This is a genomic window from Mycobacterium sp. H4Y, assembly GCF_000364405.1.
Taxonomy (GTDB): Bacteria; Actinomycetota; Actinomycetes; order Mycobacteriales; family Mycobacteriaceae; genus Mycobacterium; species Mycobacterium intracellulare.
Window position 1 is genome coordinate 1795902 of the sequence record NZ_AKIG01000001.1, and the last position, 19934, is coordinate 1815835.

At 68.2% G+C, this 19934-nt stretch carries 21 protein-coding genes; 10 read left to right on the forward strand and 11 right to left on the reverse strand.

Annotated elements, in window-relative coordinates; all coding sequences use genetic code 11:
• Nucleotides 1–39: 39 nt before the first annotated feature.
• Nucleotides 40–1224 (reverse strand): acyl-CoA dehydrogenase family protein, encoded by a 1185-nt coding sequence (locus tag W7U_RS08015; RefSeq protein WP_008256750.1) that lies wholly within the window; start codon nt 1222–1224, stop codon nt 40–42.
• Between the two features lie 76 nt (nt 1225–1300).
• Here W7U_RS08015 and W7U_RS08020 point away from each other — a divergent pair, with 76 nt between their 5' ends.
• Both W7U_RS08020 and W7U_RS08025 read left to right on the forward strand, forming a co-directional pair.
• Entirely contained in the window at nt 1301–1681 is a 381-nt protein-coding gene (locus W7U_RS08020; RefSeq protein WP_009954856.1) for an NYN domain-containing protein, read from the forward strand.
• Entirely contained in the window at nt 1678–2643 is a 966-nt protein-coding gene (locus tag W7U_RS08025) for a nitronate monooxygenase (RefSeq protein ID WP_008256755.1), read from the forward strand. Before W7U_RS08020 ends, W7U_RS08025 begins: the two co-directional genes overlap by 4 nt.
• 12 nt (nt 2644–2655) lie before the next feature.
• Here W7U_RS08025 and tpx read toward each other — a convergent pair whose 3' ends face one another.
• Entirely contained in the window at nt 2656–3150 is a 495-nt protein-coding gene (tpx, locus tag W7U_RS08030) for a thiol peroxidase (protein WP_008256756.1), read from the reverse strand.
• 121 nt (nt 3151–3271) lie between these two features.
• Between tpx and W7U_RS08035 the strand changes: the two genes are divergently transcribed.
• Both W7U_RS08035 and W7U_RS08040 read left to right on the forward strand, forming a co-directional pair.
• Complete coding sequence (locus W7U_RS08035) at nt 3272–4222, forward strand: GlxA family transcriptional regulator (protein WP_008256758.1); 951 nt, start codon at nt 3272–3274, stop codon at nt 4220–4222.
• An 18-nt stretch (nt 4223–4240) separates the two neighbouring features.
• Nucleotides 4241–4984: a DJ-1/PfpI family protein gene (locus tag W7U_RS08040; RefSeq protein ID WP_008256759.1), complete on the forward strand. Its 744-nt coding sequence runs from the start codon at nt 4241–4243 to the stop codon at nt 4982–4984.
• On the opposite strand, the gene W7U_RS08045 is transcribed toward W7U_RS08040, so the two are convergent.
• The gene (locus W7U_RS08045; protein ID WP_008256760.1) at nt 4985–5461 is read right to left on the reverse strand and encodes a nuclear transport factor 2 family protein; all 477 of its coding nucleotides are present in this window, start codon (nt 5459–5461) and stop codon (nt 4985–4987) included.
• 59 nt (nt 5462–5520) lie between these two features.
• On the opposite strand from W7U_RS08045, the gene W7U_RS08050 reads away from it, so the two are divergent.
• Nucleotides 5521–6291, forward strand: a complete 771-nt coding sequence (locus W7U_RS08050) for an SDR family oxidoreductase (protein WP_008256761.1) — start codon at nt 5521–5523, stop codon at nt 6289–6291.
• Between the two features lie 7 nt (nt 6292–6298).
• On the opposite strand, the gene W7U_RS08055 is transcribed toward W7U_RS08050, so the two are convergent.
• The 3 genes from W7U_RS08055 to W7U_RS08065 form a co-directional block, all read right to left on the reverse strand.
• Nucleotides 6299–6976, reverse strand: coding sequence for a hypothetical protein (locus W7U_RS08055; RefSeq protein WP_008256762.1), 678 nt, complete (start codon nt 6974–6976; stop codon nt 6299–6301).
• Nucleotides 6977–7110: 134 nt separating this feature from the next.
• Complete coding sequence (locus tag W7U_RS08060; RefSeq protein ID WP_008256763.1) at nt 7111–8343, reverse strand: serine hydrolase domain-containing protein; 1233 nt, start codon at nt 8341–8343, stop codon at nt 7111–7113.
• A 64-nt stretch (nt 8344–8407) separates the two neighbouring features.
• A complete protein-coding gene (locus tag W7U_RS08065) occupies nt 8408–10252 on the reverse strand; it encodes a fatty acyl-AMP ligase (RefSeq protein WP_008256765.1) in 1845 nt (614 codons plus the stop codon).
• A gap of 199 nt (nt 10253–10451) precedes the next feature.
• Here W7U_RS08065 and W7U_RS08070 point away from each other — a divergent pair, with 199 nt between their 5' ends.
• Nucleotides 10452–10919 (forward strand): SRPBCC family protein, encoded by a 468-nt coding sequence (locus W7U_RS08070; RefSeq protein ID WP_008256767.1) that lies wholly within the window; start codon nt 10452–10454, stop codon nt 10917–10919.
• Nucleotides 10920–10977: 58 nt separating this feature from the next.
• On the opposite strand, the gene W7U_RS08075 is transcribed toward W7U_RS08070, so the two are convergent.
• The 4 genes from W7U_RS08075 to W7U_RS08090 all read right to left on the reverse strand — a co-directional run bounded on the left by W7U_RS08075 (nt 10978) and on the right by W7U_RS08090 (nt 16293).
• Entirely contained in the window at nt 10978–12141 is a 1164-nt protein-coding gene (locus W7U_RS08075) for an LLM class flavin-dependent oxidoreductase (RefSeq protein WP_008256770.1), read from the reverse strand.
• 168 nt (nt 12142–12309) lie between these two features.
• Complete coding sequence (locus W7U_RS26425) at nt 12310–12738, reverse strand: hypothetical protein (RefSeq protein ID WP_008256776.1); 429 nt, start codon at nt 12736–12738, stop codon at nt 12310–12312.
• A gap of 415 nt (nt 12739–13153) precedes the next feature.
• Complete coding sequence (gene aceA / locus W7U_RS08085) at nt 13154–15442, reverse strand: isocitrate lyase ICL2 (protein WP_008256786.1); 2289 nt, start codon at nt 15440–15442, stop codon at nt 13154–13156.
• A 137-nt stretch (nt 15443–15579) separates the two neighbouring features.
• Entirely contained in the window at nt 15580–16293 is a 714-nt protein-coding gene (locus W7U_RS08090) for an MBL fold metallo-hydrolase (protein WP_008256788.1), read from the reverse strand.
• A 91-nt stretch (nt 16294–16384) separates the two neighbouring features.
• Between W7U_RS08090 and W7U_RS08095 the strand changes: the two genes are divergently transcribed.
• From W7U_RS08095 to W7U_RS08110, 4 genes are all read left to right on the forward strand, one after another.
• The gene (locus tag W7U_RS08095; RefSeq protein WP_008256790.1) at nt 16385–16711 is read left to right on the forward strand and encodes a metalloregulator ArsR/SmtB family transcription factor; all 327 of its coding nucleotides are present in this window, start codon (nt 16385–16387) and stop codon (nt 16709–16711) included.
• Nucleotides 16708–17124 (forward strand): SRPBCC domain-containing protein, encoded by a 417-nt coding sequence (locus W7U_RS08100; RefSeq protein WP_008256792.1) that lies wholly within the window; start codon nt 16708–16710, stop codon nt 17122–17124. Before W7U_RS08095 ends, W7U_RS08100 begins: the two co-directional genes overlap by 4 nt.
• A 36-nt stretch (nt 17125–17160) precedes the next feature.
• Nucleotides 17161–17607 (forward strand): SRPBCC family protein, encoded by a 447-nt coding sequence (locus W7U_RS08105; protein ID WP_008256794.1) that lies wholly within the window; start codon nt 17161–17163, stop codon nt 17605–17607.
• Nucleotides 17608–17668: 61 nt separating this feature from the next.
• Entirely contained in the window at nt 17669–18271 is a 603-nt protein-coding gene (locus W7U_RS08110; RefSeq protein ID WP_008256795.1) for a YbhB/YbcL family Raf kinase inhibitor-like protein, read from the forward strand.
• Between the two features lie 10 nt (nt 18272–18281).
• On the opposite strand, the gene W7U_RS08115 is transcribed toward W7U_RS08110, so the two are convergent.
• Nucleotides 18282–19850 (reverse strand): NAD(P)/FAD-dependent oxidoreductase, encoded by a 1569-nt coding sequence (locus tag W7U_RS08115; protein WP_008256798.1) that lies wholly within the window; start codon nt 19848–19850, stop codon nt 18282–18284.
• Between the last annotated feature and the right edge of the window lie 84 nt (nt 19851–19934).

The following is a 19934-nucleotide window of genomic DNA, read 5'->3' on the forward strand; positions in this document are numbered from 1 at the left end:
GTTGGGCCGTCAGTGGATCCGTCAACGTTGGCCGGCGGATTACAGCCCGGGCTGGTCGTCGATGATGCCCAGCCATATCTGCGCGGCGTCGATGGCCACCTTCTCGCTGATGAAGGCGTGCTGGGTTCCGGTGTAGATGTCACGGAAGGCGCGCTCGAGCCGGCTGCCCTCCCGGATCGAGGTGGTCCCGGCGACGAGATGGGCCCACTCGGCGCAGCTTCGGGCGGTGTCGGTGGCGAAGACGGCGGCCACCCGCATGTCGGCGCGCAGGGCCGGTGTCAGCTCATCCCCCGAGGCCACCGCAGCCTCGGCGGTGGTGAACGCGTCGAGCACCAGCAGCCGGGCCGCACGCCACGCCGCGCGGTGATGCGCCAGCCCCTTCTGGAAGGTCGGGCGGCTGGCCAGCGACGCCATGTCACTCATCCGGAATTTCGTCGCGGCCAGCTCCTGAACGTCGTCGAGCATGCTCTTGGCGACGCCCAGGGCCCACGACGCGTGCCCGGCCGCGGTGACGGGCATCAGGCCCATCCGGGTGGCCGGCGACGTTCCCCGGTGCGGCCGCCGGGTGAACAGTTCGAACGTGCGGCCTGCCGGGACGAACACGTCGGCGGCGCTGTAGTCGTAGGACCCGGTTCCCTTGAGCCCCTGGACATACCAGCCGTCGTCGAAGCTGATCTCGGAGCGGGGAATGACGGCGACGCGCATCTCGGGGAAACCTTCACTGATCCAGCGCATCTCGCCGTTGTCCATCGGCAGGAATCCGGCGGCAACGTAGTGCGAGTGCCCGATTCCCGAACCGAAGTTCCACGCCCCGGTGACGACGTAGCCGCCGTCGACGGCGGTTCCCTGTCCGTTGGGAAAGAATTGACCGCCCATGGTGACGCGGTTGTCGTGGGCGGTGAACACCTCGGCGAAGCCTTCGTCCGGCAGGTATGCGGCGGCGGCGAAGGACGACGGCAGATTGGCGATCCCCACCCAGCCGAACGAGCCGTCCTGCCAAGCCATTTCGATCCAGGTCTCGATCATCTCGGTGAAGGACGGCTCGACGCCGCCGGCGGCGACGGGGTTGAACGCCGACATCAGCCCGCTGGCCCACATCTTGTCGACGATCGCCGGAGTCAGGGTGCGCATGCGTTCGGATTCGGGGGCCTGGGCAGCCACCAGCTCGCGCATGCCGCGCGCGAGCGAGACGACCCGGTCTTCGGTGTCGGCGATCGACGTCATGGGGGTGACCGTATCAACCGGCCATGGCTTTGAGAACGAAATCGGCCGTCGCGGCACGTCGTTTACGGTGTGGGTTGTGCGCTGGATCGTCGACGGCATGAATGTGATCGGAAGCCGCCCCGACGGTTGGTGGAAGGACCGCGAGGGTGCGATGGTCGCATTGGTGGAGCGCCTGGATCGATGGGCCTCGAGTCAAGGAGAAACGGTGACAGTGGTTTTTGAGCGACCGCCGTCGAGGGTGATCGCGTCGTCGGCGGTCGAGATTGCCCACGCCCCCAGGGCGGCCGCGAACTCGGCCGACGACGAGATCGTCCGGCTGGTCGCGGCCGACGCCGCGCCGCGCGACATTCGGGTGGTGACATCCGACCGCGCGCTGACCGAGCGGGTGCGAAGCCTGGGGGCGTCCGTCCATCGGTCGGAAAGCTTTCGCGACCTTGTCGATCCGCGGGACCGATGACCGCCGGCGCGCCGGGTCCCGTACCCAACCGGGTCTGCGCGCTCGCGCGCATCGACATCCCGATCATGCAGGCCCCGATGACCTACATCGCCGGCGCCCAGCTGGCCGCGGCGGTGTCGAACGCCGGGGGCCTCGGCATCATCGAGACCACCTCGGATCAAGGCCGAGCCGACCTGCGGCGGGTACGCGACCTGACCGACGGCGCCGTGGGCGCCAACATCGCGCTGCTGTTCAACCGTGATCCCGCCATGCTGGATTTACTTGTCGCCAACGGCATTCGGTTCGTGACCACCTCGGCCGGGGACCCCGCGCTGTTCACCGATCGGCTGCACGACGCGGGCATCACGGTCTTCCACGTGGTGGGCACGTTGACCGCGGCCCGCAAGGCCGTCGACGCCGGGGTGGACGGGCTCGTGGTCGAAGGCGTGGAGGGCGGCGGGTTCAAGAACCGCTTCGGCGCCTCCACCATGGTGCTGCTGCCGTTGGTGGCGGCTCACGTCGACGTCCCGATCGTGGCCGCCGGCGGGATCTGCGACGCCCGATCGATGGCGGCCGCTTTCGTCCTGGGCGCCGAGGCGGTGCAGATGGGCACGCGGTTACTCGCCTCGGCGGATTCGCCCGTGCACGGCAATCTCAAGCAAGCGGTCGTCGATGCCGACGAGACGGGCACGGTAATGCTCCCCCTCGACGGCAAACGGATGATGCGGGTCATCCGCACGCCCGCGGCCGAGCGGCTGGACGCCGCGACGTCTGCCGGCGAGGGCGCCGCGGCGCTGCAACGCGTGCAGCGGCTCTATTTCGACGGCGACCTGGACGCCAGCGTCGCCAACACCGGCCAGGTGGCGGGTCGTATCGACGACCTGCCCCCGGCCGCCGACATCATCGATCAGATGTGGAAAGGCTGCCGCGAGGTGCTGGCCGCCACCGCCGACCGCGTCGGGACGGTCGGCGGTGGCGCCTAGCGTGCCGCGAGATCAGCCCGCCGCGGCCAGCGCCGCGTCGTAGTTGGGCTCCTGCGCGATCTCGGGCACCAGTTCGGTGTAGGCGACGTTGCCGTCGGCGCCGATCACCACGATGGCCCGCGCGAGTAGCCCCGCCATCGGGCCGTCGGTGAGGGTCACCCCGTAGTCCTCGCCGAAGCTGTCCCGGAACGCCGACGCGGTCTTGACGTTCTCGATGCCCTCGGCGCCACAGAATCGCGCCTGGGCGAACGGCAGATCCTTCGAGACGTTCACCACGGTCGCCCCGGCCCCGGCGGCGCGCTCGTTGAAGGTCCGCACGCTGGTCGCGCACACCGGCGTGTCGATGGACGGAAAGATGTTGAGCACCACGGGCTTACCGGCGAACTGCTCGCTGCTGACCGCGGCCAGATCGCCGCCGACCAGACTGAAGCCCGGGGCTTTGGATCCGACGGCAGGCAGCTCGCCGACTGTGTTGATCGGGTTTCCACGCAACGTTATCTGTGCCATGCGCACAGTCTGCCAACACTGCCGCCAGCGCAATGGGGCAGGGTGGGCGCAGGCCCGCGTGTCCTAATTAGTGGGGTGTATGGCGTAGACGCCACACCGTCGCGTGTCCAACACTGGGTTCATGCCTCGCAAGGTGGTGATCGCCGGTTATCCCGGCGTGCAGGCGCTGGATGTGATCGGGCCTCATGACGTCTTCACGACCGCGTCGCTGTTGACGGGCGGCAGCTACGACGTCACCGTCGCCTCGGTCGACGGCCAACCGGTGTCGACGGCTACCCGGCTGGCCTTCGTCGCGGCGCCGTTGCCGGAACCGGGCGACTCGATCGACACGGTCGTGCTGCCCGGCGGCGGCGGCATCGACGCGGCGCGCGCCGATGCCGAGCTCGTCGCCTGGGTCAAGGCCGTCGCCGGACATGCCCGGCGCATGGTGACGGTGTGCACCGGCGCGTTCCTGGCCGCCCAGGCGGGGGTGCTGGACGGGCAGCGGGTGACCACCCACTGGGCCTTCGCCGAGCGGTTGGCGAGCGAGTTCCCCGCCATCGAGGTCGACCCCGACCCGATCTTCGTCCGGAGCTCCGAGACCGTGTGGACCGCGGCAGGGGTCACGGCGGGCATCGACCTTGCGCTCGCGCTGATCGAGGAGGACCACGGCACCGAGGTCGCGCAGACGGTGGCTCGTTGGCTCGTGCTGCATCTGCGCCGCCCCGGCGGGCAGACGCAGTTCGCGGCGCCGGTGTGGATGCCGCGGGCCCGCCGCGACTCGATCCGCGAGGTGCAGGAGACCATCGAGGCCGAACCGGGCGGTTCGCACAGCGTCGACGACCTGGCCCGGCGGGCGGCGATGAGCCCGCGCCACTTCACCCGGGTGTTCACCGCCGAAATCGGCGAGGCGCCCGGCCAGTACGTCGAGCGCATCCGCACCGAGGCCGCGCGCCGGCAGTTGGAGGAGACCGACGACACCGTCGTCGCGATCGCCGCCCGATGCGGCTTCGGAACCGCGGAGACGATGCGCCGCAATTTCCTTCGCCGCGTGGGCATTTCGCCCGACCAGTACCGCAAGGCCTTCGCTTAGCCGGAAAGGACGGCACTCATGACCCAAATCGCCTTCGTGGCCTACCCGGGATTCACCGCGCTGGACATGATCGGCCCCTACGAGGTGCTGCGCAACCTGCCGGGCGCGCAGGTGCGGTTCGTCTGGCACGAGGCCGGACCGATCACCGCCGACTCCGGCGTGCTGGTCATCGGCGCCACGCACACCCTGGCCGAAACACCCTCTCCCGACGTGATTCTCGTCCCCGGAGGTCCCTCGACCCCGGTCCATGCCCGCGATGACGCGCTGCTCGACTGGCTGCGCCGCGCGCACCAAACCGCGAGCTGGACGGCGTCGGTGTGTTCGGGCTCGGTCATCCTGGCCGCCGCGGGCCTGCTCGACGGGCGGCGGGCGACGTCGCACTGGCTGACGATTCCCGCGCTGAAGGCCTTCGGCGCCATCCCCGTGGCCGACGAACGGATCGTGCACTCCGACGACATCGTCACCAGCGCGGGTGTGTCTGCCGGCCTCGACCTCGCGCTGTGGCTGGCCGGACAGATCGGTGGCGAAAACCGCGCCAAGGCAATCCAACTCGCGCTCGAATACGACCCGCAGCCGCCGTTCGACTCGGGCCACATGTCGAAGGCGTCTGCGACCACGAAGGCCGCGGCGACGGCGCTGCTGTCCAAGGACAGCGTGAAGCCCGCCAACGTCAAAGCCACGACGTTGCTGGCCTGGGAGCAGGCGCTGGGTAGGGTCCGGTCGCGGCGGCGCAGGCGCCAGCGGGATCTGTCGCCGGCCTAATTAGGCGCCCGGCTGCAGGATCTCGGTCGTGGCGAGCTGGCCGCCGGCCTGAATCCAGGCCGCGACGACGCCGGGCGCATCACGGTCGGGGTTGTAGATGTCCTCCTCGCTGGAGAACAGGCCGTCCCCGGCATAGACCAGCCGGGTCCAGTTGGGGAACCAGAACGGTTCGCCCTCCGGATCGGTGGGATGGTCCAGCAGGTTCTTGATCATGACGACGACGGCGTCGTTGTCCTCGTCGTGGGCGATCCAGTCGTTGGGAAAGCGCATGTGCGGGAACGGCGCCATCACCGCGACGATCCAGTCCCGTACCGCCTCGCGCCCGTGGAAGACGCCGTAGTGATGCTCGGTGTAGACGACGTCTTCGGTGAACAGATCCGCGAAGGGGCGCCAGTCGCCCGACCCGCTGCACCCCTCGACGACCTTGGTGTAGTTCTCGACGGCTTTGTCGATTTCTGCCCTGGTGAATTTGCCCATAGCGGACACACTAGAACGTGTTTCGGTTTCGGGTTGCCCGTTGCGAATAGGGTTATCGAATGAACGTGTGGGACCTGTTCGACTTGCGCGGCAAGCGCGCGTTGGTGACCGGGGCGTCCAGCGGCATCGGCAAGAAGGTGGCCCAGGCGTATCTGCAAGCCGGTGCCCAGGTGGCCCTTGCGGCACGGAATTTCGAAGCCTTGCAACGCGTCGCCGCCGAGCTGGCCGCGAACGGGGAAGGCGACGTGGTGCCGATCCGTTGCGACGTGACCCAACCGGACCAGGTGGGCACCATGGTGGACCGGGTGACCGCGGAGTTGGGCGGCATCGACATCGCCGTGTGCAACGCCGGGATCATCGCCGCCACCCCGATGCTGGAGATGTCGCCGGAGGAGTTCCAGCGCATCCAGGACACCAACGTGACCGGAGTCTTTCTCACCGCCCAGGCCGCGGCCCGGGCGATGGTCCGCCAGGGACGCGGTGGCGCCATCATCACAACCGCCTCGATGTCCGGCCACATCATCAACGTCCCGCAGCAGGTCGGCCACTACTGCGCCTCCAAGGCGGCCGTCATCCACCTGACCAAGGCGATGGCAGTCGAATTCGCGCCCCACAACATTCGGGTCAACAGCGTCAGCCCCGGCTACATCCTCACCGAGCTCGTCAAGCCCCTCGAGGAGTATCACCGCCTGTGGGAGCCCAAGATCCCGCTCGGCCGCATCGGCCGGCCCGAGGAACTCATCGGCCTCTACCTGTATCTGGCCAGCGAGGCGTCCAGCTACATGACCGGTTCGGACCTCGTGATCGACGGCGGATACAGCTGCCCGTAGCGCTTCGTCACCGCTCGATCTCGCCGGAGATCCCGCGTTCGATCTTCGCCTGCGCAGTCGACGGCAACACCAAAAGGCCGTCGAGTTCGCTGCGGGCAACCTCGTAGGCGCGCTGACGTTCGTGCGCCGCCGCCGCGGGGTCGGCGGCCACCCGAAGCAGACTCTGCGCGCGGGCAATCCGTTGCTGATCCGCCTGGGAAAAATCGTTGCGGCGCCGGCGCATCGCTTCGGCCTCCGCGGCGTTGAACGCGGTCGCGTAATCCTCGACGGCGGCCATGTATTGGGCGGCGGCGTCCCGATCGTCGAGCAGATCTTCGGCCTTGGCGGGCCGCAGGAAATCGGCGCGGAGTTTGGCCTTGTGGAACGCGACCGTGAGCGCATCGCGCATGTCGGTCATGAGCGGAAAGTCCAGCAGCTTGGCGACGTCGAGTTCGTACTCGAGCCAACGATCATCGGTGCGATTGTGCTCGTCGAGGACGCGCCGGATCGCGCGCCACTGGGCCGCGTGGTTGTTGGCGGCGGCCCCACCGGCGGGCGCGTCGGGCAGTGGCGCCCGGTCGGCTTCCCGCGGCTGCTCGTCGGCGCGCCGCCGGTAGGCGCCGAACGCGCGCGCTGCGGCCACGATCGCGCCCGTCAGCGGCAGGATCACGATCAGCAGCTCCGCCAACCGGAATAGCAAGCCCACATGGCCAGGATGCCATCAGGACGGTCGGTGTTCGGTAACTCTGCGGGCGCACGCGCCGCCGAGCATGGGGACTACGGACGAATCCGGTGTGGTTCGCGTCCTTGGGGCCCACACTCGACGCCGCACGAATCCGGTCAACTCTGTGGGCGCTCCCCGAGCACATCGCGAAACAACGCCTGCCGCAACGCGAGTTCACGGGGGTCGCTCCACAGGTGAAACCCGAGCCGGTTCATGACGTAGGCGAAGCCGATGCCGGTGTCGGGGTCCGCACATCCGAAGGAGCCGCCGAAGCCGGGGGTACCGAAGGCCTTGTCCGATGAACCGAATGTGAAGTGCGGCACCGGCTTACAGAAGCCAAGCGAATACGCCACGTCTACGTGCATCACCTTGTCGCGCACGCCCTGACTCGGCGAGATCGCCGGCGCCGCCAGGGACTCGAGCGTGGCGGTGCTCAGCCCCACCTCGGCGCCTCCGGCGGCGGCGCTGCCGTACATGCGCGCCACCGATCTGGCGGTTCCGATGCCGTTGACCGACGGGATCTCGACCGCCCGGACGTCGTCGCGGTTGTAATCGCCGTTGAACGCGTTGACCCCCCGTGGGACCCCGACGGTGCGCGCCGTCAGGCCGACGGGATTGAGTGAGGCGCCGACGAACCCGGGGGGCATCACGCCCAGGTGCAGAACCGTTTCCGCGCGCACCCAGTTGTGGACGTGGGCGACTCGTGTGCGGTCGACCGAGTCCGGCAGGCCGATGTGCAGGTCGAGTCCTGACGGCGTGACGATCTCGTCGGCCAGGAACCGGCCCAGGGTGCGGCCGGCGGGGTCGGTGCGGCGGATCAATTCGGATTCGTACCAGCCCAGCGTGATCGCGTGGTATCCGTGCCGGGTGCCCGGTCGCCACGCCGGTGTCTGGGCGGCCAGGATCGGCGACAGCCGCTCCGGGTCGGCCACGTCGGCCAGCGTCGGCTTCGGTTTGAGCGCACACAGTCCGGCCTGATGTCCCAGCAGTTGGCGGACCGTGACATCCGCCTTTCCCGATTGGGCGAATTCCGGCCAGTAATCGGCGACCTTGGCGTCATAGGAGATGAGTCCACGGGACACCGCCACCGCCACGACGAGGGCGGCCACCCCTTTGGTCGTGGAGAACATGTTCACCATCGTGTCGGGCCGCCACGGATCCTTGGTCAATCCGTTCCGGTACCCGCCCCATAGGTCGACCACCTTGGCGCCGTCGCGGTAGACGGCGACGGCCGCGCCGACTTCCGCGCCGCCGCGAAAAGTCGCGCGGAAAGCGTCGGCCACCTTGCCGTAGCCGGCATCCACGTCGCCGCCGATCAAGTCCGGCGACACCGTCATCTTGAGAACCATCTGGCGCCTCCGAGTGGAGACTAGCCAGCCTGGTCCGTACGCGAGGCCGGTTTGGGCGCCCCGGTCAGTGGGCGCCGAGGCCGCCGCCGAGGTATTCGGCGCGGCATGCCCGACGGGCCAGCTTGCCGCTGGTGGTCCGCGGGATGGCGCCGCCCGGCAGCAGGCGCACGTCCGAGACCGCCAGGCCGTGTCGCCGCGAGACCGCTTCGTGGATCGCCTCGATCGCCGGCTGTGGGTCCTGACGGCTGGTGCCGGCGGCACGTTCGGCGACGACGACGAGCCGGTCGGTGCCCGGGTTGTTTTCGGCCGGTACGGAAAACGCCGTCACGTAGCCGCGCCGAATCATCGGGGACGCCTCGGCGACGGTGGCCTCGATGTCGTGCGGATAGTGGTTGCGGCCCTCGATCGTGATGAGGTCCGCCATCCGCCCCGTCACGTACAGCTCGCCGCCGAGGTACACGCCCAGATCGCCGGTGCGCAACCACGGGTGTTGGAGATCGGCGCCGTCGGCATGGCTGCCGTCGGTCCGTCGCGATCGCAGTTCGGCGCCGAACGCCAGCCGAGTCGCCTCGGGCAGGCCCCAGTACCCGCGACCAGTGTTGTTGCCCTGCAACCAGATTTCGCCCACCTGACCGTCGGGCAATTCGGCTGCGTTGCCGGGGTCGACGATCACGGCCCATTCGCTGCGTGCCACCTGGCCACAGGACACCTGAGCGACGGCGTTGGGAGCGTCCGCGGGAACGCGGACCGCGTGCCCGGCGCCCAGTTGTTCGCGGTCGAAGTACACCGCCGTCGCTTCCGCCGTTGGGGCAATGGTCGCGACGAGCAGCGTCCCCTCGGCGATGCCGTAGGACGGTTTGAACGCGGTGCGGGGCAACCCGTATGGCGCGAACGCCTTGTTGAAGGTCCTGATCGCGTCGATGCTGACCGGTTCGGAGCCGATGATCATCACCACGTTGCGCAGATCGATGCCCTCGCCGCCGGTGGGCAGGCCGCGCTGCGCCGCCCACTCGTAGGCGAAGTTCGGCGCGGCGGTGACGACGTTGCCCTGCCGCGAGCCGTCGGACAGCGCCTGGATCCACCGCAATGGCCGGCGCACGAACGCGGCCGGAGACATCAGCGTGGAATGGCCGCCGTAGACGGCGGGAAAGCCGATCATCGACAAACCCATGTCGTGGTAGAGCGGTAACCAGCTGACGCCGTGGGTGTTTCGGTCCAAGAGGTCGATCGACAGGATCATCTGCACCAGGTTGGTGCCGACGGCGCGGTGGGTGATCTCCACGCCGACCGGCGGCCGGGTGGATCCCGACGTGTACTGCAGGTGCGACACGTCGTCCATGCCGAGCTCGGTCGCCTCGAACGACTCGCCGGCCGCATCGGGGATCTGGTCGATGGCGATCACTTCCGCCCGGCCCAGGTGGGGGTGGTCGGCCAGGAATTTCGCGACCGCGCCGTGCGCGGCGGTGGTCGTGAGCAGGGCCGTGGGCTCCGAGTCGCGCAACGCGGTATCCAGGCGCTCGGCGTGCCCGGGCAATTCCGGGGCGAACAGCGGGACCGCGATGGCTCCGGCCTTGACCGCCGCGTAGAACCCGGCGACGTAGTCGATGCCCTGCGGCGCGAGGACCGCGACGCGCTCGCCGCGGCTCGCGACTTGCTGGATGCGCGCGCCGATGGCTTCCAGCCGGACACCGAACTGGGTCCAGGTCACCTCGTCGGCCTTGCCATCCCCCGGGCCGCTGTAATCGAGGTAGCGATAGGCGACGGCGTCACCGACGTTGGCGATGTTGCGGTCGATCAGGGATATCAGGTTGACGCCGGGTGGCAGCGCGATACCCCCGTCGCCGTCCAGGCAGTCCTCGATTCGGAGCAGCCCGGGGACACCGGCGTCGCGCCGGGAACCGTGATCCATGCCGCCAGTCTAGGCAAGCCAATCAGGCGGGCCTCACGCCGACGAATCGGGAAACGCCAAGAGCGGCGGCCGCATTCGCTCATTCCGTGAGGTGTAGGTGGCCCCGTGGCCGGGTCCTGGTCGGGCGGGCGGTAGCCTACCGGCGAGCGGCGTCCAGGGCCATCGAAGGCCGTAGGGTTTGCTATCACCAGGAGTTGTCATGTCGGGCCGGAAGTTCTCCTTCGAAATCACCCGTACCAGCAGCGCACCCGCCGAGACGCTGTTTCGGCTCGTCGCTGATGGCGCCAACTGGTCGCAGTGGGCCAAGCCGATCGTGTTGCGCTCGAGTTGGGCCCGCGAGGGCGATCCCGCACCGGGCGGGGTCGGGGCGATCCGCAAGGTGGGCATGTGGCCCGTCTTCGTGCAGGAGGAGACCGTCGCGTACGAACCGGACCGCCGCCACGCCTACAAGCTGGTGGGGCCGCCTACCCCGGCCAAGGACTACGCCGGCGAGGTGGTCTTCACGCCGAATGCGGCCGGCGGCACGGACATCCGCTGGACCGGCTCATTCACCGAGGGCGTTCGCGGAACCGGCCCGGTGATGCGCGCCGCGATGGGCGGGGCGGTGCGGTTCTTCTCCGGCCGCTTGGTCAAGGCCGCCGAACGCGAGTCGAACGCCGGGCGTTAGTCAGCGCGAAATATGCGGTCCGCGAAGCACACTCGCGGGCGGTTGGGTCGGTAAGCCGTTACTTGGACTCGACCTCGTCCTGATACTTCTTGGTCATGTGCGCGACCGCATCGAGCTGCGACTGCGCCAGGCTCTCCCGCGCCTGCCCGGCGCGCGCCGCCGCGTCCAGCGTCGGCTGAGCCTGGCCCTGAAAGTGCGGCATCACTTCGGCGGCGAACAATTCGGCGGATCGCCTGGTGGCGGCCGGATTCGCCCACTCGTGACCCATCTGCAGCATGCAACCGAACCCGCCGGACTGATCCCACAGCCTTTGCACCTGCTCGCGCGCCCGCTCGGGCGTGCCGATCACGCCCGCGCCGTTGTCGTTGATGACGTCGATCATCTCGTCGAGCTGTTCTCCCGGCATCGTCATCTGCGGGAACGCGGCCACCTTCTGGAAGTACCGGAACCACGGCTCGATGCCGAACTTGACCTCTTCGCGGGCCTGCTTTTCTGTCTCGGCGAGATGGAACAGGCCGACCAGGCTCCAGTTGCGGCGATCGACCTGCGCGCCGAAGGTCGCCGCGCGCTCCTCGACGATGTCCCAGTGGTACGACAGCGCGTTAAAGCCCTCGACGGTCAGCGTCGCCCCGATGGAAAGCAGCCCGATGCCGTGCTTGCCGGCCAGCCGCGCCCCCGTCGGCGACGCGACCGCGGCGACCGACAGCGGGATCCCGCCATCGGAGTACGGGGCGAGCTGCAACCTGGCGTCGAACAGCTGATGGGTTGCCGTTTTGGCGCTGACCGTCTCCCCCGCCAGCAGCCGCACGACGATGTCGAGGTTCGTTTCCAGCAACTCGCGCGTGTCGGTGGGGGTGAGTCCGATCATCGACGAGTCGCTGGGCAGCGAGCCCGGCCCGACACCGCCGATGATGCGGCCGTGGGTGAGATGGTCCAGCAGCATCAGCCGATCCGCGACCCACAGCGGATTGTGATACGAGAGGGAAATCACCCCGGTGCCGAACCGGATTCGCTTCGCACGTTCGGCGGCGGCGGCGATGAAAATCTCCGGGGAGCTGATGATTTCGCTTCCGGCGGAATGGTGCTCGCCCAACCAGACTTCGTCAAAGCCAAGGGCGTCGAGATGCTCGATGAACGAGAGATCACGCTGCAGGGCCAGCGTCGGATTGGTGCCCGCGCGATGAAAGGGGGCGATGAAGTATCCAAACCTGAGCTTGCCCATGGGATCCCTTTGCAGTCGAGTCCCCCGAACCATAGCTCAACGGGCGCTGCGGGAAGCCAGAAAAAACCCGAGAGTTATCAGCCGGTGGGGCCAGGTAACCATGGCCCCACCGGCTAGCGAAACAAGTCTGGGACTTCGAACTAGAACGGGCTCAACGCCAGTGGCTGATCACGGGTAGCCGCCGCAGACGTTGCCGACGCACCCGCCGCCACCGCCCGGCCCGCCGCCACCACCGCCGACGCCGGGGATGCTGCCGCCGCCGCCACCGGGACCGCCGCCGCCGGTCGGGCCGCCGGGGACGCTGCCGCCGCCGCCACCGGGACCGCCGCCGCCGGTCGGGCCGCCGGGGACGCTGCCGCCGCCGCCACCAGGGCCACCGCCCCCGGTCGGGCCGCCGGGCACGTTGCCGCCGCCGCCACCGGGACCGCCACCGCCCTCACCGGGCGCAGTGGAGGGCGCGACGCTCGACGAGGGCGTGGTCGTCGGGGTGGTGGTGCTGCTCGGGCCCTCTTTATGACCGCCGCCGCAGCCGACCGCCAGTACGAGCATGGCCGCGCCGCCGAAAAGGGCGACCGTTGTCCTCGGTCCAGATCCCATCAGATCCCCCAATCTCCACTTGCGCCACACCGCGGCGCCCACTGTTTCTTACCCAGGGGCGTCGGCGCGCAAACTACTTCCGGCGCCGAGATTGCGACGGGAAAGGGTGGCCGTCACGCGGGTGGGGCGCCGCCGGGAAAGTGGAGCGTGCGCGATCCCGTGGGCGTAGCCGCAGCGGCACAAGGGAATCTGGCAAACGCGGGAACATGACCATCGAGGCCTTTAAAAGCCGATGGCCCATCTCGGGCCTATGGACCATCGGCGAAACAAATCGTATCCGGGTGCGGGCCTTCCCGTGGGCGAAATGTCTGACTCGTAAATTAGAAAATTCCTTATATTCACTAAGTAGACCGTCTTCCGATCGGGCGTTGGCGGCAGCGCAAGCCCGTGACCAGGGCCGCAGCCGAAACCGCGGCTACCCCTCCTTGGTGATCAGCTTGCGCAGCGCCACGCGGTCGGGCTTGAGCAGTTCGGCGATGCGGGGCTGATTCACCTCGGCGACGATGATCTCGCCGACCTCCTGGTAGACCTCGCTGAAGATGCCGTGGGATTTCATCTTCGATGTCTGATAGAGGTTGTCCTCGGTCGGCGTCACATAGATCACCCCGTCGGCCTTGAAGCGGTGCACCAGCCAGAGGTGGATCAAGGTCATCAGCCGCTTCTGCCGGAGCTTCTCCGCGAAGGTGTTCTGGTCGCGCACCTGAAGGATGCTGCGGCCGTGCCGGTCCTTGATCGGGTCGACGACCACGTTGGCCAGCTGCTCGTCGTCGTTGCCGTAGATGCCGAGTTCGAGCACGTCCGAGCCGGCCCGGCGGGGCCGCAGTTGCACCCGCAGTTTCTCGCCGAGGTCGTAGTTCTCGCTCCACATCGCCAGCCACTCCTCGAGTAGCTTCTTCGGCACCTCGGTCTGCACCAGGTGCTGGTGCTGGGTCGAGCCTTCGCCCATCGACTTGGTGGTGGCGGTGCGGCCCGAGGAGGCCGTGAGCGCGGCGTCGCTGCGCGGTCCCCCGACGAGGGTTTGCGGTGTGCGGTAAGGAGATTCGACCAGGCGCATCTTGCGCTGCAGGCGGGCCAGCGCCAACATGCCGTCCTGTTGCAGCGAGGTGGCGAACTCCTCGGCGGCGACGCCGTCGATCTGGTGTCCGCCGTAGGTGATGAAGTTGAAGACGAAACCCATCTTGCCCAGTTCCTCGGGGAACTGCTTCATCTGCTCGTCGGTCATGCCGGTGGTGTCCCAGTTGAACGACGGGGACAGGTTGTAGGCCAGCATCTGGTCGGGGAACTTGGCGTGGATGGCGTCGGCGAACTGCCGGGCGTCGTCCAGGTCGGCGGTCTTGGTCTCCATCCACAAGAGGTCGGCGAACGGCGCGGCCGCCAGCGATTTGGCGATGGCGTACGGGATGCCGCCGCGGATCTGGTAGTAGCCCTCGGGCGTCTTCGAGAGTTCGCAGTCCCAACCGGGGTCGACGCCCAGCTCCTTCGCCTTGGCCCTGGCCGAGTAGAGCGAGGCGGTCGCGGCGAACTCTCGCCACTCCTCGGCGCTCATATCGGCCGGTTCGCCCTCGCTGGCGGCGAACGCGAGCACATCGGCGACGGCCTCGCCGTAGGTCATCAGGCCGGCGTCGTCCTCCCAGGCCGCCACGAACCGCGACTCGACTTGGTCGAACAGGTCGTCGATCGACTGTTGACCGTCCTCCCGCCAGGCGTTGACGGCGTCGGAGACCAGGCCCTGGATCCCTTGGCGCTCAAGCCAAGCTGTGGCCTCGGCGTACTCCCCTTCAGGCAGCGCGTACAGCAGGTGGCCGTTGAGGTCTTTGACGCCCAGCTCGTAGAAGCGACGCACCAACGCCAGGAAGCACGACTTGTAGGACGGGATCTTGAGGTTGGTGGCACCGAGCAGGAACGGCTGGTCACGCTCGTCGGCCCGGCTGTCCAGCAGGTTGGCGGCCTCGGCGTCGGTGCGCGCGACGATGATGCCCGGCACCTTCATGATGTCGAGCTGGAAGCGCGCGGTGTTGAGCCGTTTGATCTGTTCGTCGGACGGCACCAACACCTTGCCGCCCTGATGGCCGCACTTCTTGGTGCCGGGGCGCTGGTCCTCGATGTGGTAGCCGGGCACGCCGACCTCGACGAACCGGCGGATCAGGTTGCGCACGTGCGGGTCACCGCCGTGGCCGGTGTCCGCGTCGGCGATGATGAACGGCCGGTAGTCGTAGACGGGGGCCGCGGCGCGCTGCTTTTCGCTCATCTGCAGGCGCTGGTATTGCTGGTTGCGGTCGGCGGTCAGCAGGGCGCGCACCAGCACCGCGGCGTCGTCGGGCACCTGGCTCAGCGGGTAGCTGGCGAGGTCGGGTCCGGGATCTTCGGTGGTGGACCCCTTGGCCGAGGTGGCCCAGCCGCCCAGATAGATCCCCTCGATGCCCATCCGCTTCATCGCGACCGCCTGGCCGGGTGAGTACGGGCCGAACGTCGTGATGCTCTTCTTCTGGGCGAACAGCTCGCGCAACCGCTCGTAGAAGGCCGCCGCCGCGTTTCGTGCCACGGTGTAGTCGGTCGGGATGGTGCCGCGCTGCTCGGCTACCTGGCGGGCGGTGTACAGGCGGGTGATCCGGGAAAAGCGCGGATCGTCGAAGTATTGCTGCGTGGCAGCGACCTCGTCGTCGAACGATGGCCGGACTTGTGTGTCCTTGTCGATGATCGCCATGTCTTACGCCCCTCTCCGGCACGACTCCACTGAACGTGAGTCTATCCCCGCGAAGGGCGGTTCAATCAGGAGTCGAAAGACTCGGCTGAAACGGTCGCAAAACCACTGGGGCGCAGCGCATTTCGATGGTCCACCGATCACGGGACGCCTCCGCGCCGGGCAAGCCAGTCCCGCTGACGGGCCACGAATGCGGCGTCGACGACCTTGCCGTGGCCCGGGACGTAGATGGCGTCGGGTCCGCCGACAGCGAGCAGTCGCCCGAGGGTAGCCGGCCAGGCCGCCAGGTCGGAATCGGCGTCGATCGCCGGGTCGGCGGACTCCTCGACCAGGTCACCTGTGAACACCACCATCCTGTCGCCGGCGTTGGTCGCGGGCGCGATCACCACCAGGTCGGAGGCGGTGTGGCCGCGCCCGAGGTGCGTGATCGTCACCGTCCGGTCCCCCAGATCGACGCTGGCGTCGTAGACCCCGCGGCGCGGAGGGCGCAACGCGGCGATCGCCGCGTCCACCTCGGTGGCGTCGGCGCCGTACCGCAGCGCCTCGGCGCGGATCTGGTCGGTCGCCGAGCTGAGGTGCCCGACGACCTCGGGCGCGCAGTAGATCTTCGCGCGGCCGAAGAACGATGAGCCCAGGACGTGGTCGAAGTGCTTGTGCGTCAACACGATATGGCTCACCGGCCGCCTGGCAAGCCGTCGGACGTCGGCGTCGATGGCGGCGGCCTCGGCCAGCGTGGTACCCGAGTCGACGAGCAGCGTTCCGGTGCGGCCGCGCACCAGGCCGATCGTGACGTCGCAGAACGGGAGCCGGCAGCGGTGCACGCCGCTGGCCAGCGTTTCCCAGCCGAAATGCACACCAGCAACGTAGCGGCCACGCGTGGGCTGCGCCCGCGGTACGCCGGGACAATGTGTCGGAAATAGTTGACATGTCGGGATTGTCCGACATATGTTGTCGATCGTGACCGGCGTCGATCGCGTCTTTCTCGCCTTGGCCAACCCGGTGCGGCGTGAACTGCTGGAGATCCTGTTCCGGCAACCATTGTCGGCCGGGGAACTCAGCGAGCGGTTCGAACTCAGCCGGCCCGCGGTCGCCGAGCATCTCAAGGTGTTGCGTGACGCGAAGCTGGTGGCCGACGAGCCGCGGGGGCGCCATCGGATCTATCACCTGACCGCGGAGCCCCTGGCGGAGCTGGGTGAGTGGCTTCATCCGTTCGAGAAGTTCTGGCGTGCCCGGCTTGCCCGGCTCGCCGAGGTGGCAGAGGAGCTGGAATGACCGCAACGTCACGGTTCGCGACGATCCGGGTGGATCAATTCGTCGCGGCGCCACCGGAGAAGGTGTGGCGGTTGCTCACCGAACCCGCACTGATGAAACTCTGGTGGGCCGAGGGTCAGGTGGCCGCGGTGATGGGACACACGTTCACGCTCGACATGCCGGGCTATGGCCAGCAGCCCTGCACGGTGCTCGAGGTCGACGCGCCGCACCGCTTCGTCTACACGTTCACCGCCGCCTGGACGCTGACCTGGCGGCTGGAAGCCGAAGGCGCCGGCACGCGAGTGTTCTTGGAGCACAGCGGCTTTGACCTCGACGACGGCCGTATGGCGCAGGCCTTCGAACGCATGGGACCCGGCTGGCGCGACGTGGTCCTCCCCCGGCTCACGCGGGCTGTCGCTCACGTGAGCCCCTAGGGTTTCGAGCCACGTCGCACCGGCTATCTCCCCGAGATGGCTATCACCGATTCCCGCGAAGTCGTCATCGAAGCGACGCCCGACGAAATCCTGGATGTGCTGTTCGACCTCGAGTCGTTGACCGAGTGGTCGTCGGCGCACAAAAAGGTCGAGGTGCTCGAGCGGGACGACCAAAACCACCCGACCAGGTCCAGACAGGTGGTCAAACTCGTCGGCGTCAGCGACGAACAGGAGCTCGCCTACACCGTTCACGACGATGGCGTCGGCTGGACCCTGATCAGCTCCAAACAGCAACGCGCTCAGGAGGGCCGGTACACGTTGACTCCCGAGGGGGACTCGACCCGGGTCCGCTTCGACCTCACCGTCGACCTGGTGGCGCCCGTTCCCGGATTCCTGGTCAAGAGGGGTGCCAAAGCCCTCATGGACACGGCCACCGAGGGATTGCGCAAGCGGGTGCTGGAAGTCGAGAAGCGCGCCAAGTAGCCGCGGCCCTCGCCCGAAACGGGTGCTTCCGCGGCGCGCCCGCGCGGGTCAGACTGTTTTCATGGACTCGTCGCACGTGTTTCGCCGAACCGCAGCGCTCATCGCAGCAGCGGTGCTGCTGGGGCCGCTGACCGGCTGCGGCGGAACTGGGGATAGCCACCCGACGTCATCTCCGGCGCCGAAGGTCACGACGCTGGGCAAGACGGCGCCCAAGGCGCCCGCCGGAGGCCCATTGGCGATCAGCAGCCCGGCCTTCGCCGACGGTGCGCCGATTCCGGTGCAGTACACCTGCAAGGGCGCCGACGTCGCACCGCCGTTGGTGTGGTCGGCGCCGCTGGGCGCGGCCCTCGTCGTCGACGACCCCGACGCCCCGGCCGGGTTGTACGTCCACTGGGTGGTGATCGGAATCGCCCCCGGACCCGGCAGCACGGCCGAGGGCCAAACCCCCGCCGGCGCAACCACTCTGCCGAACACGGCCGGCCAGTCGGCGTATCAGGGTCCCTGTCCCCCGAACGGAACAGGCACGCATCGTTACCGGTTCACCCTCTATCAGCTTCCCAATGACTACCAGCTGCCCGGCGGCCTGGCGGGCGTGCAGGCCGCGCAGACGATCGCCGGCGCCGCGACCGCACAGGCGCAGCTCGTCGGGGCGTTCGGCGGCTGATCGGCTCGCCTCAGGACGCGTCGTCGAGCACCTGGTAGGCGGCGTTGTACCCGGGGGTGAAGGTGATGCCCGGTCCGCCATGGCAGCCGGCGCCGGCGAGGTAGAGACCGTCGATCGGAATGGGTAGATCGAGGAAGCCGCGCGGTCCGGGTCGGTTGGGCCCCATCAGGTCTGGGTGCAAAAGCCCGTGGCAGAAGTCGCCGTCGGGCGCACCGAACATGGTGTTCATGTGGTAAGGCGCGAACGTGATGTGGCGTATCACGATGTCCTTGAAGTTCGGTGCCAACCTGGTGATCTTGTCGATAACCCGTTGCGCCATCTCATTTTTGAGGCGCCCGTGCTGACCGCGCTCGGATTCGACCGGAAACGCGTAGGCGAACGCGCTCGCCGCGTGCTTGCCCGGCGGCGCCATGGCGGGGTCGTGGACCGACGGGATCTGCATGCCCATCGACGGATTGTCCGGGACGATGCCCCGCCGGCAGTTCTCCCAGTGCAGCTGTTGGGATTCGGGCGACCCGAAGATGCCGATGGACTGTTGCATGCCGTCGTCGTTGAGAAACTCGTACGGCGGGGCGAATTCGGGCAGCCCGTCCAGGGCGAAATGGATCTGCACGAACGAGGCGCGGTGGTCGCGGCCGGATACCCGCGAGACGAGCTCCGCGGGAACGTGTTCTGGTGCGATGAGGTCGGTGAGGGTGACATCGGGTGACAGGTTGGACACCACGATCGGCGCCGAGATCGTCGACCCGTCGCGAAGCCGCACGCCGGACACCTTCTGCCGGTCGACGAGGATCTGCTCGGCCTTGGTGCGGAAGCGGATCTCGCCGCCGTGGGAGACGAAGAGCTCGCGCAGGTGCTCGGTGAGGGCGCCGATGCCGCCCTTGAGCTTGGTCATCATCGCGGTGCTGCCGTCGGGCACCGCCAGCGCGAACGCCAAACATGTTGCGCTGCCGGGTGTATACGGACCGCGGTAGGTCGAGTTGACGGCCAGGAACGCCAGCATCCCGCGCATGACCGCGTGCTTTTCCCGGTCGGGCAGATAGCGGTCGATCACGTCCATCGCCGAGCCGAAGAGCATGTCGTGAATGGCACGGCGTTCGGCGTCGTTGGTCGCGCAGGCATACATTTCGTCCAGGGTCTTCGGCCGTTGGCGGACGTCGAAGCGGCCGAGCGCCCTCGCCGGTGCCTGGCTCCAGCCGATCAGTTCGGCCATGCCCGTAACGGCCTCGACTCCGTGTTTCTCGCCCAGATGCGTCATCAGTCGCATCGGGTCGCGATAGAAGATCATCGGCTCTTCGCCATGGTCGCCGATGTTTGTCGACATCACCTCGGGCTCCACCGCCGGCAGCGTGTCGAGGCCGAGGTCTTTGGTGAGCTGGCTTGCCATCGGGAACTGCACCGACCCGGCGATCTCGTATCGGAAGCCGTCGATCAATTCGACCGTCGCGGCCATGCCGCCCGCATAGGTATTGGCCTCCAGGCACACGGTGCGCAGTCCCGCGCGTTGCAGGATCGCCGCCGCGGTCAGCCCGTTGTGTCCCGCCCCCACCACGATCGCGTCGTAATGATTTGTGCTCATGGTTCTCGCCTCCGTCGGGTACCCCGTGCAGAATATGTCAGTACTGACATAATTGGAAGATGTCAGTAGTGACCACTTCGGCTG